Annotated in this window: 7 protein-coding genes, 2 tRNA genes, 2 rRNA genes and 1 pseudogene (1 of these 12 only partly in view); 7 read left to right on the top strand and 5 right to left on the bottom strand. The window is 62.9% G+C overall.

The annotated features are described in order from the left end of the window. A pseudogene (locus tag QW887_RS33175) lies at nucleotides 1-401 on the bottom strand (hypothetical protein); the annotation flags it as partial. A 190-nt stretch (nucleotides 402-591) separates the two neighbouring features. Next, nucleotides 592-1323 (bottom strand): BTAD domain-containing putative transcriptional regulator, encoded by a 732-nt coding sequence (locus QW887_RS33170; protein ID WP_315826647.1) that lies wholly within the window; start codon nucleotides 1321-1323, stop codon nucleotides 592-594. A 371-nt stretch (nucleotides 1324-1694) separates the two neighbouring features. On the opposite strand from QW887_RS33170, the gene QW887_RS33165 reads away from it, so the two are divergent. After that, nucleotides 1695-2114: a secondary thiamine-phosphate synthase enzyme YjbQ gene (locus QW887_RS33165; protein WP_315826648.1), complete on the top strand. Its 420-nt coding sequence runs from the start codon at nucleotides 1695-1697 to the stop codon at nucleotides 2112-2114. Nucleotides 2115-2376: 262 nt separating this feature from the next. Here the strand turns inward: QW887_RS33165 and QW887_RS33160 are convergent, their stop codons facing one another. Next, nucleotides 2377-3237, bottom strand: coding sequence for an alpha/beta hydrolase (locus QW887_RS33160; RefSeq protein ID WP_316196041.1), 861 nt, complete (start codon nucleotides 3235-3237; stop codon nucleotides 2377-2379). 256 nt (nucleotides 3238-3493) lie between these two features. Between QW887_RS33160 and QW887_RS33155 the strand changes: the two genes are divergently transcribed. Beyond that, on the top strand, nucleotides 3494-4150 hold the full coding sequence (locus tag QW887_RS33155) for a TIGR02594 family protein (RefSeq protein ID WP_315718092.1): 657 nt from the start codon (nucleotides 3494-3496) through the stop codon (nucleotides 4148-4150). Between the two features lie 199 nt (nucleotides 4151-4349). Here the strand turns inward: QW887_RS33155 and QW887_RS33150 are convergent, their stop codons facing one another. After that, nucleotides 4350-5135, bottom strand: a complete 786-nt coding sequence (locus QW887_RS33150; RefSeq protein ID WP_316196040.1) for an MOSC domain-containing protein — start codon at nucleotides 5133-5135, stop codon at nucleotides 4350-4352. A 223-nt stretch (nucleotides 5136-5358) separates the two neighbouring features. Between QW887_RS33150 and clpB the strand changes: the two genes are divergently transcribed. Beyond that, nucleotides 5359-7998 (top strand): ATP-dependent chaperone ClpB, encoded by a 2640-nt coding sequence (clpB, locus tag QW887_RS33145; RefSeq protein WP_316196038.1) that lies wholly within the window; start codon nucleotides 5359-5361, stop codon nucleotides 7996-7998. A 98-nt stretch (nucleotides 7999-8096) separates the two neighbouring features. Here the strand turns inward: clpB and QW887_RS33140 are convergent, their stop codons facing one another. Further along, nucleotides 8097-10160 (bottom strand): M23 family metallopeptidase, encoded by a 2064-nt coding sequence (locus QW887_RS33140; protein ID WP_315718088.1) that lies wholly within the window; start codon nucleotides 10158-10160, stop codon nucleotides 8097-8099. An 801-nt stretch (nucleotides 10161-10961) separates the two neighbouring features. On the opposite strand from QW887_RS33140, the gene QW887_RS33135 reads away from it, so the two are divergent. The 4 genes from QW887_RS33135 to QW887_RS33120 form a co-directional block, all read left to right on the top strand. Further along, nucleotides 10962-12450: ribosomal RNA gene (locus tag QW887_RS33135) — 16S ribosomal RNA — on the top strand. A 233-nt stretch (nucleotides 12451-12683) separates the two neighbouring features. Next, nucleotides 12684-12760, top strand: a tRNA-Ile gene (locus tag QW887_RS33130). 138 nt (nucleotides 12761-12898) lie between these two features. Next, nucleotides 12899-12974: transfer RNA gene (locus QW887_RS33125), tRNA-Ala, on the top strand. Between the two features lie 487 nt (nucleotides 12975-13461). Continuing rightward, nucleotides 13462-14380: ribosomal RNA gene (locus tag QW887_RS33120) — 23S ribosomal RNA — on the top strand; it runs 1928 nt beyond the window's last position. Together the 16S and 23S rRNA genes with 2 tRNA genes alongside form the textbook arrangement of a ribosomal RNA operon.

Genomic DNA, 14380 nt, shown 5'->3' with positions numbered 1-14380 from the left:
AGGCCGGTCTGGACGCCCTGTCCGATCTTCTTGAGCACGCTCCAGAAGCCCTGCAGCTCCATGTCGGTCGGCTGCGCGGCGGCTGCGGCCTGCGGGCCGGCGCTGAAGATGCCGAGGTTGTGCCCGACATTGAGCCCGGTCTGGACGCCCTGTCCGATCTTCTTGAGCACGCTCCAGAAGCCCTGCAACTCCATCTCCGACGGCTGCTCGGTGCCGGGGCCGACCGAGAACGGCGCGAACCCGCCCGCGATTCCGCCGATGGCGCCGCCAAAGTCGCGGCCGGTCTTGCCGCCGATCAGGCGTCCGATCGCCTGTCCGGCGAACCTGCCGAGAACGGAGCCGAAGATCCCTTCGGGATTCAATTGACCATAGTCCTCAGTCGACTGCTGCATGCCACTCATGTTGAGCCTCCTCGCTCGTTGTTTGATCTTCGAGCGGCGCGCCGCTTGACCTCATCAGGCGTAGTTGCTGCGCGACGTCGATCGAGGGCGATGTTGCGCGCGTGGCCGTGATGCAAGTGTCAAGCGGGGCGTGAAAGTGCCGTCAAAATCGATCATGTGTGGAACGCATGGAGCAAGATCACGCGGATCGTCAGACGCGTAGCATGCGCCTGATTTCGCGCTGCAGGCTCTCGGTTTCGCTCTCCGGCGTGGCGCCGACCTGCTTGCGCAGCACGGTGCGGCAGAAGTCATATTGACGCAGGGCGTCGGCACGGCGGCCCTGCTGCGCGTAGCAGCGCATCAAGGTGCGGTGGACGTCCTCCTGCAGCGGATCTGCGGCCAGCACACGCAATGAGAACGTCGTGGCGATCTCCACATGTTCCCGGCCGCCGACGTCCAGCAGGCCCGCGATCGCCCGGATCGCCCGCGTCTTCAGTCGTTGACGCTCGGCGGAGAGCCATGCCTCGAACGCGCAGGACGTCGAGCTGATGCCGTCGAGCAACTCGCCCCGGAACAGCGCGGCGGCGCGGGCCATGGTTTCCAGATCGCCGAGCTGCAGCAGCACCTCGAATTCCTGCACGTCGGTCGTGACGGCGTTCGGATGGATGCGGATGTCGTCGCGTTCCGCCGAGATCACCTCGGTGCATTGCGGCAGCACCCGGCGCAGCGTCAACAGCGCCTGGCGCAGGTTTGCGCGCGCGTTGTCGCCGAAGCGGCCTTCCCACAGGAGGGCGGCAAGCTTGCTGCGTGAAATGCCGTGCGGAGAGGTGAGGGCGAGATAGCCCAGGAGCGTTGCCGCCTTGCGGCTTGGGATGACGACCTGCTCGCCGGAGACGCGTCTGATTTCAAGACCGCCAAAGAGATTGATACGCAGCAGACTCATTGTCTCTCTCCTCTGAATGGCGACTCGCTGCGATCGGCGCCTTGCCTGCAGAAGTCGAGCTTCTCGTGCGATGAGATTGAGCGGCTGCAGCCCGATCAGGTCTGCACGGTCGTCGCCGAACGGCGAGCCGCCACGCTGTTCGTTGTCATCGTCGAAATGAGATCGGCAATGCAGTTAAGTCTGTCCGAGCAACGTTCGGTTCAATCTTGGATTGTAGGACGAAGCGAGACCGTGCCGTTGTGGCTTGCAGTATGCACTCCATCGGGTCCAGTCTGGGCGCAGCCGGAACCGCACGCTGTGAGCTACGCCACACTCCACGTCGGACACCGTCGTGCCGCATGCTCCATGGTCAGGAAGATTGGATTGTTCCGATGAGATCGTTCCGCAAGGAACTTTGGTTCCAGACACCGGGCCGTCGCGCCTTCATCAACATCACGGATGATGTCGAGGCGGCGCTGAAGGAGAGCGGGGTGCGCGAAGGGCTGGTGCTGGTCAACGCGATGCACATCACCGCGTCGGTGTTCATCAACGACGACGAGAGCGGGCTGCATTTCGACTACGAGCAGTGGCTAGAGAAGCTGGCGCCGCACGAGCCGGTCGCGGGCTATCGGCACAACCGGACCGGCGAGGACAATGCCGACGCCCACATGAAGCGCCAGATCATGGGGCGCGAGGTCGTAGTCGCGATCACCAATGGCAAGCTCGATTTCGGCCCGTGGGAGCAGATCTTCTACGGCGAGTTCGACGGCGGACGGCGCAAGCGCGTGCTGATCAAGATCATCGGGGAGTAGGGGGCGGTGTCGCCGTTTCCGGATGCGTTGACGCCTCCGACTGACCCATGTCGTCACGGCCGGGTTGGTCCGTGCCACAATCTCCGCTGTCGTCCCTGCGAACGCAGGGACCCATACCGCGGAATCTATCGGTGAGGCACAACTACCAGCCATCGTCCCATTGAAGCCGGTGGTTATGGGTCCCTGCGTTCGCAGGGACGACAATGCAGGGCTGCGAGGCGTCGGTGATTCAGCCACGAAGGAGAGGCGCTTCCGGAGGTCATCACACCATCGACCTTGGATCCCGCAGGCCCCAACGGCCGGCCTCGACCAGGGTGATGAAGCGCTCCACGGCCTCATTAAACAACGCCGGCTCCTCCAGATTCAGCACATGGCCGGACTTCGGGAAGAACGTCAGTCCCGACGCCGGCAGGTGCTGCTTGAGGAACAGGCTCGGCTCGATGCAGGCGTCGTCCTCGTCGCCGCAAATGATCAGCGCGGGCGTGGCGACGCGGCGGATCGCATCCGTCATGATGTAGATCGAGGGCCTCGCGCCTTGAAAGCCGCGCATGGTGTTGGCCGAGCCCCTGGCGTCGTGGCGAGCGAGTGCGGCATAGAAGTCGGCGTGGCCGCGCGGGTCCTTGACCAGGAAGGGAATGCGGCCGGGCGCCTCGCGGGTGACCTTGGCGGTCTCGGCCGAGCCGAGGGTCTCGAACTGCTCGGCCGTGGCGCGACACTGGGCACGGAAGGCGTCGAGCTGCGTGAGGTCGGAGCCCGAGCCGACGCCGGCCAGCACCATCGAGCGGATGCGGCCGGGCGCGTTCAGCGCGACCTGCAGCGCGGAGTACGAGCCCATCGACAGGCCAACGAAATGGGCGCTGTCGATGCCGAGATGGTCCAGCAACGCCAGGGCGTCGGTGTAGAAGTGCACGTAGCTGTAGACGTCGGGCGCGGCCGGCACCTCCGAGGGCGTGTAGCCGCGCGCGGAGTAGGCGATGCAGCGGTGGCGGCGCGCGAAATAGCGCAACTGCGGCTCCCAGTTGGTGTGGTCGGCGGCGAACTCGTGCAGGAAGATGAGCGGCGTGCCGGCGCCGACCTCTTCGAAATAGAGGCGAACGCCGTCTTTGGCCGTTGCGTGGGGCATCGTCAGCTCCTCCCGTGTCACGTGCCGCATGTTGACGAGTCGCGCGACACGCGACAATGGCCGGGCCAGTAGCCTTGTTTTCGCCCCAAGATAGACCCGGAATCACCCTCTCGTCGCCAGTCTTTCGCCGCCGAAGGTCATGGTTTCGTCACACCGCGACTTTTTACGGACCCCGCTGGCGGCTTGCAGAGGGGCCGCGCTGAGGACCAGGGGGTGCCAAGTCAGGGTACTGGGGGAAGTAACAGAAGGATTGAGTATGGTTGTGTCTACCCTTCGCCGGTCGCTTCACGTCGTTGCGCTGACCATGTGCTCGGCAGTCGTCGCCGTCACCGCAACACCGGCATCGGCCCGTCCGCATCACGGCTCGGGGCATCATGCCCACCGCAGCCACGGCGGCCATCACTACGCAGGGCATCATCACCACCGGCGTTCCGTCGCCCGGCTGTCGCGCTGGGAGCGCGGCGTGGCGCGGGTGCAGGTGAGCGGCGTTGCCGACGCGCAGGCCAGCGTCATGATGCCGGGCACGGCGTCCGACGGCATGGCGTCGTCCGGCGGCTTCGGCGGCGGCAGCAGCGTCGTCTCCGCGGCGCGCAGCTTCATCGGCAGCGGCAATCCGACCGGCCGGCGCAGCCTGTGGTGCGCCCGTTTCATGAACATGGTGCTGGAGCGCACCGGCCATCGCGGCACCGGCTCCGACATGGCGCGCTCGTTCGCGAGCTATGGCCAGCGCGTCTCCGGCCCGCAGGTCGGCGCGATCGCGGTGATGAGCCGCCGCGGCGGCGGCCACGTCGGCGTGGTCTCGGGCGTCGATGCCCAGGGCAACCCGATCGTCATCTCCGGCAACAACGGCAACCGTGTCCGCGAGAGCGCGGTGTCGCGGGGGCGGGTGTACGCCTACGTGATGCCGAACTAACCAATCTCGAACTAATGAATCGAGCCGTCGAGGCTCGCTCGGTGTGCGCCTCCCCCGCTTGCGGGGGAGGTCGCATCGCATCTTCGATGCGATGCGGGTGGGGGAAGTCTCTCCACACGAAGATTTTCGGGTGGGGCGGCCCCCACCCTCCCCCGCAAGCGGGAGAGGGGGCGCGCCGCCGATGCAGCCAGCGCTCGAACTACACCAGCCGCGGCTGCTCCACGGCGAGTTCGTCGCCAACGGCGATATCGCCGGCTTCGATCACCTCGGCATAGATGCCGCATTCATTGTTGCCGCGCCGGGTCATCAGCGCGGGCGGGATGTCGAGGTCGCGGGCGGCCGTGTCCGGGTCGACGTTGACGGCGGCGCAGCGGGTGGTGGTCTTCACGACCTTGAGCCGCGCCGAGCCGATGCGCAGCGTCTCGCCCAGGAGCGAGGTCTCGTGCCAGGCCGGCCAGCCGGTGACGTAGACGTTGGCGCGGAAGCGCAGCGGGTGCACGGGAGCGCCGACCAAGGTCTCGATCTCCGCGATGGAGGCGAGGTTGATGATCGAGACCACCTTACGCGCCAGATCCGTAAAAGCGTAACCACCGCCCGACAGCAGCTTTGGCGGCCCGCGCAGCTCGGCGGCGAACTCGCCTGCGAAGAAGCGCTCGATCGCCGCGCGGCCGTCGGGGCTCTCGAGATCGCCTTGGGCGACGATCGCGCCGTCCTTGCGGATGGTGAGAATGTTGGTCGCGTCGTCGAAGATGGTCTTGAAGCCGGCGAGGCGCTCGTTGCGCATCAGCATCAGATACGCCGTCTTCGGTTTCCAGACCGGAGCTGCGGGATCGAACCCGCTGGGACCGTTCTCGAGCGCGTAGCGGCGGTCGGCCGGCAGGGTCTGGCCGACCCGCAAAGGCGCCCTCCGCAATGGTTCCGGGGTAAGGCCCTTGACGGGATAGCGGTACAGGCCGGCGATGCGCGCGGGAGGGGTCTGGCTCATGCCGCCTCATAGGAGATTCCCTTGGCCGCGGCCAGGGCACACGAATTTGTGAAGCGGCCTCTTCCGTTTTCGCACCGCCTTCCCACATTTCCACTCAAGCCGGGCGCAAGCCGGCGACGTCAATGGTTGCGGCGTTGATGGACGTCAACGTGCGCGGTCCGAAACCCAATGAAGATGCTGAAGCCGTGCCTTCGGGGCGTCACAGCAGGCTGAGGGAAACATCATGAATATCGAAAAATATACCGAGCGCGCGCGGGGCTTCATCCAATCGGCGCAGTCGCTGGCGATGCGCGACGGCCATCAGCAGTTCTCGCCGCTGCATCTGCTGAAGGTCCTGCTCGACGACGGCGAGGGACTCGCTGGCGGTCTGATTGATCGCGCCGGCGGCAATTCGCGTGCGATCCTGAAAGCGACCGAGGATGCGCTGGGCAAGCTGCCGAAGGTCTCGGGCAGTGGCGCCGGGCAGATCTATCTGTCGCCCGAGCTGGCGCGCGCCTTCGACGCGGCGGAGAAGGCGGCCGAGAAGGTCGGCGACAGCTTCGTCACGGTGGAGCGGCTGCTGCTCGGCCTGACGCTGGAGAAGAACAGCGAAGCGGGCGGCATCCTCGCCAAGGGCGGCGTCACCGCGCAGAACCTCAACGCAGCGATCGAATCCCTGCGCAAGGGCCGCACGGCCGACTCGGCGACCGCCGAGAATGCGTATGACGCCTTGAAGAAATATGCCCGCGACCTGACCCAGGCGGCGCGCGACGGCAAGCTCGATCCGGTGATCGGCCGCGACGAGGAAATCCGCCGCACCATTCAAGTTCTGTCGCGTCGGACCAAGAACAATCCCGTGCTGATCGGCGAGCCCGGCGTCGGCAAGACCGCGATCGTCGAGGGCCTCGCGCTGCGCATCGTCAATGGCGACGTGCCGGAGAGCCTGAAGGACAAGCGGCTTTTGTCGCTCGATCTGGGCGCGCTGATCGCCGGCGCGAAATATCGCGGCGAGTTCGAGGAGCGGCTGAAGGCCGTGCTGCAGGAGGTCACGTCTGCCGAAGGCAGCTTCGTGCTGTTCATCGACGAGATGCACACCCTGATCGGTGCCGGCAAGGCCGACGGCGCGATGGATGCGTCGAACCTGCTGAAGCCCGCGCTCGCTCGCGGCGAGCTGCACTGCATCGGCGCGACCACGCTCGACGAGTATCAGAAGCACGTCGAGAAGGACGCGGCCTTGGCGCGGCGGTTCCAGCCGGTCTACGTCACCGAGCCGACGGTCGAGGATACCATCTCGATCCTGCGCGGCCTGAAGGACAAATACGAGCAGCATCACGGCGTGCGCATCACCGACTCCGCGCTTGTGGCGTCGGCCACGCTGTCGAACCGCTACATCACCGACCGCTTCCTGCCCGACAAGGCCATCGACCTGATGGACGAGGCGGCGGCGCGGCTGAAGATGCAGGTCGACAGCAAGCCCGAGGAACTGGACTCGCTGGATCGCGAGATCATCCGGCTCAAGATCGAGCAGGAGGCCTTGAAGAAGGAGAGCGATCTCGGCTCCAAGACGCGGCTGCAGGTGCTGGAGAAGGAGCTCGCCGATCTCGAGGAGAAGTCGGCGGCGCTGACGTCGAAATGGAGCGCCGAGAAGGACAAGCTGTCGAACGCGCAGAAGCTCAAGAGCGAGCTGGACGGCCTGCGCATCGAGCTCGCCAACGCGCAGCGCCGCGGCGAGTATCAGAAGGCGGGCGAGCTGGCCTATGGCCGCATCCCCGAGCTGGAGAAGCAGCTGGCCGACATCGAGGCCAAGGAGAATGCCGGGGAGATGATGGAGGAGGCGGTCACCGCCAACCACATCGCGCAGGTGGTCTCGCGCTGGACCGGCGTGCCGGTCGACAAGATGCTCGAGGGCGAGAAGGACAAGCTCCTGCGCATGGAGGACTCGCTCGGCAAGCGCGTCGTCGGCCAGTTCGAGGCCGTGCATGCGGTTGCGACCGCCGTGCGGCGCTCGCGCGCCGGCCTGCAGGACCCGCACCGGCCGATGGGCTCGTTCATGTTCTTAGGCCCGACCGGCGTCGGCAAGACCGAGCTGACCAAGGCGCTCGCCGAATATCTGTTCAACGACGAGACCGCGATGGTCCGCCTGGACATGTCCGAGTACATGGAGAAGCACTCTGTGTCGCGGCTGATCGGCGCGCCTCCCGGCTATGTCGGCTATGACGAGGGCGGGGCGCTGACCGAGGCCGTGCGGCGCCGGCCGTACCAGGTCGTCTTGTTCGACGAGATCGAGAAGGCGCATCCGGACGTGTTCAACGTTCTCTTGCAGGTGCTCGACGACGGCCGCCTGACCGATGGCCAGGGCCGCACCGTCGACTTCCGCAACACGCTGATCATCATGACCAGCAATCTCGGCTCCGAGTTCCTGGTCAATCAGCCGGAGGGCGAGGATACGTCGGAGGTGCGCGAGCTGGTGATGGGCACGGTGCGGAGCCATTTCCGACCCGAGTTCCTCAACCGCGTCGACGAGATCATCCTGTTCCACCGCCTGCAGAAGAGCGAGATGGGCCGGATCGTCGAGATCCAGTTCGGACGTCTCCAGAAGCTCCTGGAGGAGCGCAAGATCACGCTGTCGCTCGATGGCGACGCGCGCGACTGGCTCGCCGCCAAGGGCTGGGATCCGGCTTACGGCGCACGGCCGTTGAAGCGGGTGATCCAGCGCAGCGTGCAGGATCCGCTCGCCGAGATGATCCTCGCCGGAGACGTGAAGGACGGCGATCACATGACGATCTCGGCCGAAGGCAATGTGCTGACCTTCAACGGCAAGGTGCCGCACACTGCCGAGATCGCGACTTTCGAGGCGCCGATTCCGAAGCGCAAGCTGAACTGAGCGGCGTTTCGCCGAACTGAAACGGAAGCGGCCCGCGCTGAGAGATCAGCGCGGGCCGTTTTCAGTTGAACGCGCCTTTGGGGGGCGAGGGGTCTCGCTCACCGGCTGACCTGGATCGGGCCGGCGTCCGAGATGCGCGAGGCGCCGGTGCCGCGGCTGGTCATCATCTGGTCGACGCGGTCGCGCTCCTTCTCGAAGTTGGCCATGATCGGGCCCTCGAGCGACCGGCCCCGCGGCAGCTTCACGCGCATCGGGTCGACGAAGCGGCCGTTGACGAGGATCTCATAGTGGACGTGCGGGCCGGTCGACATGCCGGTCGAGCCGACGAAACCGATGACCTGGCCCTGGCGCACGCGCTTGCCGGGCTCCATGCCCTTGGCAAACGCCGACATGTGGCCGTAGGCGGTCTCGTATCCGTTGTTGTGCTTGATGCGGATATATTTGCCGTAGCCGCCTTCCTGGCCGACCTTCTCGAGCACGCCGTTGCCGGAGGCGAAAATGGGGGTGCCGTAGGCGGTGGCCCAGTCGACGCCGGTGTGCATCTTCACGAAGCCGAGAATCGGATGGCGGCGGCCGCCAAAGCCGGAGCGCATGATCGCGTTGTTGACCGGCTTGCGCACCAGGAACTTCTTCGCGCTCTTGCCGGTCTCGTCGTAATAGTCGACGACACTATCGTCGGGGGTCTGGAACCGGTAGTATTTCTTGGTCTCGCCGCCGACCGTCAGCGAAGTGAACAGCACCTCGGTCTTGTCGTTGTTGCCAGGCTTGTCGTCGTCGTCGCCGGCATAGAAGACGTCGAACGAATCCCCAGGCTGCACCTTGCGCTGGAAATCGACGTCGTAGGAGTAGATGCGGATCATGTCCTCGATGACCGGCGCGGGCACCTTGTTGCGCATCGCCGTCTCGTAAATGCTCTGATAGAGGCGGACACCGGTGCCGTCATCCTCCTCGTCATTGGTGTTGTCGGCGGTCTCGGTGACCGTGTTCATGCTCTGCGCGTCCACGGCGACGTATCGTCCGAGGTCCGACAGCGCGGCCACCGCCTCGATCATGGTGTCGTTGGCGACGATGACCCGGAACGGCTGTAGCCGGGCGCCGGGGGCAGGGCTGGATGGCGCCATCAGGATGCGCAGTTTCTCGCCTTCCTTCAGGCCGCCGTCACGGCCGCGCGGGCCGAGCTGGGCGGCGATCGCCTTGGCTTCGTCGGGCGTCGCGCCCTGGTCGCGCAGGATCGAGGCGACGGTATCGCCCTTCTTGACCAGGTGGACGCGCTCGCCGAGCGGATTGCCGCCGGTGATCTGGTCCTTGGTCTTGGGGAGCAAGGTGACATTTTCCGGCACCACCCGGGTCTCGAAGCCGGCGTAAGGATCGGGCAAGGTGCCGTCATTGGCATAGGACAGTTTCAGGTCGCCGCCTTGGACGGCCTGCGCGCCGGCCGCGTCGGCGGCGGCATTGGCAAGCGAGGCGTAGCGTACGCCGCCATTGTTGCCGCGCCAGTTCGCCGCATCACGGACCCGCATGACGATTTCGTCGAGCGCCACCGAGGTTGCGATCTTCGCCTTGGGGAGCACCGCGGCGAGATCCTTGGTCACGAACGAGACCTCGGCGTCGGGCTCGACGGCCTCGGGATTGTTCGGATCCTCGCCGGACCCTGTCTTGTCGTTGTCGGTGTCGCTCAGCAGGCGCTGGGCGTTGAACGGCGGGATCTTGGCGGAAAGATCGCTCGTCGTCATCGACAGGTTGCCCGAGATCCGGACATAGGGACGGACCCGGATGAGCTCGCGCGATCCCGCGCGGGTCACGGTCGAGATGCGCACCACATTGCGGGCCGCGGCCGCTTCGCTCGGCGGCGGCAGGCGGTCGCTCTTGCGCAGGGTGGCGACGCGGTCATTGGCACCGAAGGCGCCGCGCAGCGCGCTCTCCATCCGCTCCGGCATGCGCGCGAAGGTCATTTCGCCGTCGAGCGAGGCGAAAACGGCGCCGCCGATGAGGGCTGCGCCGCATAGACCCGTCAGAATCGTACCAGAGAACCATTGTACGGAAACGCGGCGGCGGTCGATCACCGCGGCCTCGGAGCCATCGACCGATAGCGGCGGCTCATGACCGAGATCGATCATGCCGACCTCGCGTCCATACCCCCCGCGTGACGTCCGATGGTTCAACCTTCGTCCCCCAAATTCAAAGTCAGCACCGAGATCACTCAGCTGCCGGTGGCTTAACGTCCAAGACAAACGGCTCGGAATGATGGCGCGCTTCTGACGGTTCGAGACTCTCTGGCTGGAAAGCCGGAATCCGCAAACCGCTATTGTTCTTCAGGATCTCTCGATGTCGTCTCGGCCGTATCAGGCGAAGGGCTCGCCACTTCCTTGATCTGGATCATCCTTGAATCGATGGCAGTCCCCGCTGGACCCAAATCAACCCAGGTCGATGCTTAACAAATCGTCGCAGGATTGTGGCCCAAGTGGGGCACGAAGTCCGCAAGAAGTCGGGGTTCTCCTGCTGTCCGGAAAAAAATGATTCGATGCGACGATTTGTTGACATTGGGCGTTGACACCCCGATCGGCCCCCCCTATAAACCCGATCACTGAGCGCGGCGCCGCTTCGGGACACACCGAGGCGAGCATTCGCGCCAATATTGCTCCTCACTTCTGTTGAGTGATGCACAACCGGTAAAACCCGGTTGCCCATCGACGTCGGAAGATGTTGGGCGCCCCTCCATCCGAGGGTGGGACCGAGGTCCCGGGCTGTTTGACAAGTGAAGATGAAGAAAGAGAAACGTGGACGGCGGAGTCCTTGCGGGTCTCGGGATTGAGGGCTTCGGCTTTTGGTTCTGGGATCGGACGAGAAGACTTCGGCGGACAATGTTTCAAAGGTAACACCATGGTATTTGCGCTGTGAAGCGTGGGTACTGATTGGTGGGACCTCGTCAAACGTTGTGATCAGCCGGTTCAAAGCTTCAAGTTCAACTTGAGAGTTTGATCCTGGCTCAGAGCGAACGCTGGCGGCAGGCTTAACACATGCAAGTCGAGCGGGCGTAGCAATACGTCAGCGGCAGACGGGTGAGTAACGCGTGGGAACGTACCTTTTGGTTCGGAACAACACAGGGAAACTTGTGCTAATACCGGATAAGCCCTTACGGGGAAAGATTTATCGCCGAAAGATCGGCCCGCGTCTGATTAGCTAGTTGGTGGGGTAATGGCCCACCAAGGCGACGATCAGTAGCTGGTCTGAGAGGATGATCAGCCACATTGGGACTGAGACACGGCCCAAACTCCTACGGGAGGCAGCAGTGGGGAATATTGGACAATGGGGGCAACCCTGATCCAGCCATGCCGCGTGAGTGATGAAGGCCCTAGGGTTGTAAAGCTCTTTTGTGCGGGAAGATAATGACGGTACCGCAAGAATAAGCCCCGGCTAACTTCGTGCCAGCAGCCGCGGTAATACGAAGGGGGCTAGCGTTGCTCGGAATCACTGGGCGTAAAGGGTGCGTAGGCGGGTCTTTAAGTCAGGGGTGAAATCCTGGAGCTCAACTCCAGAACTGCCTTTGATACTGAAGATCTTGAGTTCGGGAGAGGTGAGTGGAACTGCGAGTGTAGAGGTGAAATTCGTAGATATTCGCAAGAACACCAGTGGCGAAGGCGGCTCACTGGCCCGATACTGACGCTGAGGCACGAAAGCGTGGGGAGCAAACAGGATTAGATACCCTGGTAGTCCACGCCGTAAACGATGAATGCCAGCCGTTAGTGGGTTTACTCACTAGTGGCGCAGCTAACGCTTTAAGCATTCCGCCTGGGGAGTACGGTCGCAAGATTAAAACTCAAAGGAATTGACGGGGGCCCGCACAAGCGGTGGAGCATGTGGTTTAATTCGACGCAACGCGCAGAACCTTACCAGCCCTTGACATGTTTGGGACCGGTCGCAGAGACGTGACCTTCTCTTCGGAGCCCGAAACACAGGTGCTGCATGGCTGTCGTCAGCTCGTGTCGTGAGATGTTGGGTTAAGTCCCGCAACGAGCGCAACCCCCGTCCTTAGTTGCTACCATTTAGTTGAGCACTCTAAGGAGACTGCCGGTGATAAGCCGCGAGGAAGGTGGGGATGACGTCAAGTCCTCATGGCCCTTACGGGCTGGGCTACACACGTGCTACAATGGCGGTGACAGTGGGAAGCTAAGGGGCAACCCTTCGCAAATCTCAAAAAGCCGTCTCAGTTCGGATTGGGCTCTGCAACTCGAGCCCATGAAGTTGGAATCGCTAGTAATCGTGGATCAGCACGCCACGGTGAATACGTTCCCGGGCCTTGTACACACCGCCCGTCACACCATGGGAGTTGGCTTTACCTGAAGGCGGTGCGCTAACCAGCAATGGAGGCAGCCGACCACGGTAGGGTCAGCGACTGGGGTGAAGTCGTAACAAGGTAGCCGTAGGGGAACCTGCGGCTGGATCACCTCCTTTCTAAGGATGGCTCTTCAGCATGATCTTCGGATCGGCTGGTCTTCGGACCGGTCAGCTATCGAGCTGTTTTAGAAACATCAGGGGCCATCAAGATCGCCAGATCTTGCTTGAGCTCCATTGGCGGGATTTCGCCGTCTTCGTTTCTCTTTCTTCGCGGACGAACACGCTGCCTGGGGCTGCGCGGTTGCTGCATTTGCCCTCGCGGGCAGGGTGGCGACGAGCTTCGAGCGTTAGGGCTTGTAGCTCAGTTGGTTAGAGCGCGCGCTTGATAAGCGTGAGGTCGGAAGTTCAAGTCTTCCCAGGCCCACCACGCTTCGCCTCTCGGCTTCGCGTGGCGCGGCCTCGCTCTTCATAGAGCGAAGCGTGCCCGGCGAAGCCACTTGGCGAAGACGGGCAGTTGGTCAATCGTCTCGACGATCACGCTCATTGCATTCGTCTTTCCGAGTATGGGGCCTTAGCTCAGCTGGGAGAGCGCGTGCTTTGCAAGCATGAGGTCGTCGGTTCGATCCCGACAGGCTCCACCAGCCTTCGCGCCATCCGGCGCTTCGGCTCGGCAAGCCATCTGATCGCGAAGGCTGTCGCGCCGGAGCTCGTAAGAGCGGAGGCGGACTTTGCGCCTGACCGACACACAATTCGTCCGCGAGACAACACTTCGCATCTTCTGATCCTCACCGGGATTACAGAAGACTGCGTGTTATCTGACATCGTGAAGAGGAGATCGATCCGAGTTGGGTCGTGCAATGGAGCGTCACCGCGCAAGCGGTCCGCGCTTCGACTATGCACCGACACTTCACTATCTCCGGGTCATTTCGGCGCAGGCTGGAAGCTGTGAAGCATCCTGTCTGTTGTAAATGACTCTGTTGGCTGCGCTTGACCGCACGGCCATCGGTTCGATCTTAAGAAGCAAGCTGGTCTTTCTAATCAGTGTCCGCGCTGCTCCAACGCTTAGTCCTTCGGGACGGTGGGAGCGGTGAACATTCTGCCGAGTGTGTGGACATTGATAATGAGAGCAATCAAGTGCCTTAAGGGTGTTCGGTGGATGCCTTGGCGCTGAGAGGCGATGAAGGACGTGCTACGCTGCGATAAGCCGTGGGGAGCTGCGAAGAAGCTTTGATCCGCGGATTTCCGAATGGGGAAACCCACCTTCGATAGCCGGAACTCCAAGACCTTAGGTCTTTGGTGTTCAAACAGGAGACTGTGAGAATTCAAGGCCGTGAGGTTTTGGATTTCCGGTTATCAAGAGAAGGTATGAGATCTCTGAATACATAGGAGGTTTCAAGCGAACCCAGGGAACTGAAACATCTAAGTACCTGGAGGAAAGGACATCAACCGAGACTCCGCTAGTAGTGGCGAGCGAACGCGGACCAGGCCAGTCATGAATGTAAGCCAACCAGAACCTGTCAGGAAAGCAGGGCCTCAGAGGGTGATAGCCCCGTATGGGTAATGCGAACATTCATGCTCGAGTAAGGCGGGACACGTGCAATCCTGTCTGAACATGGGGGGACCACCCTCCAAGCCTAAGTACTCCTCAGCGACCGATAGTGAACCAGTACCGTGAGGGAAAGGTGAAAAGCACCCCGACGAGGGGAGTGAAATAGACCTGAAACCGGACACCTACAAACAGACGGAGCCCAAGATGCGTTCTGGGTGACGTCGTACCTTTTGTATTATGGGCCAGCGACTTAATTTAACGAGCAAGCTTAAGCCGATAGGCGTAGGCGTAGCGAAAGCGAGTCTGAACAGGGCGTCAAGTTCGTTGTATTAGACCCGAAACCTAGTGATCTAGCCATGAGCAGGTTGAAGGTGAGGTAACACTCACTGGAGGACCGAACGGGTGCCTGTTGAAAAAGGCTCCGATGACTTGTGGTTAGGGGTGAAAGGCCAATCAAACTGGGAAATAGCTGGTTCTCCGCGAAAGATATTTAGGTAT

The sequence above is a fragment of the Bradyrhizobium sp. SZCCHNRI3052 genome, assembly GCF_032484895.1.
Classification (GTDB): Bacteria; Pseudomonadota; Alphaproteobacteria; order Rhizobiales; family Xanthobacteraceae; genus Bradyrhizobium.
This window is presented reverse-complemented; position numbering and strand designations above follow the sequence as displayed.

Coding starts and splice junctions, on each gene's coding strand:
- QW887_RS33170 (WP_315826647.1), bottom strand. CDS start 1,323: ATGAGTCTGCTGCGTATCAATCTCTTTGGCGGTCTTGAAATCAGACGC.
- QW887_RS33165 (WP_315826648.1), top strand. CDS start 1,695: ATGAGATCGTTCCGCAAGGAACTTTGGTTCCAGACACCGGGCCGTCGC.
- QW887_RS33160 (WP_316196041.1), bottom strand. CDS start 3,237: ATGCCCCACGCAACGGCCAAAGACGGCGTTCGCCTCTATTTCGAAGAG.
- QW887_RS33155 (WP_315718092.1), top strand. CDS start 3,494: ATGGTTGTGTCTACCCTTCGCCGGTCGCTTCACGTCGTTGCGCTGACC.
- QW887_RS33150 (WP_316196040.1), bottom strand. CDS start 5,135: ATGAGCCAGACCCCTCCCGCGCGCATCGCCGGCCTGTACCGCTATCCC.
- clpB (WP_316196038.1), top strand. CDS start 5,359: ATGAATATCGAAAAATATACCGAGCGCGCGCGGGGCTTCATCCAATCG.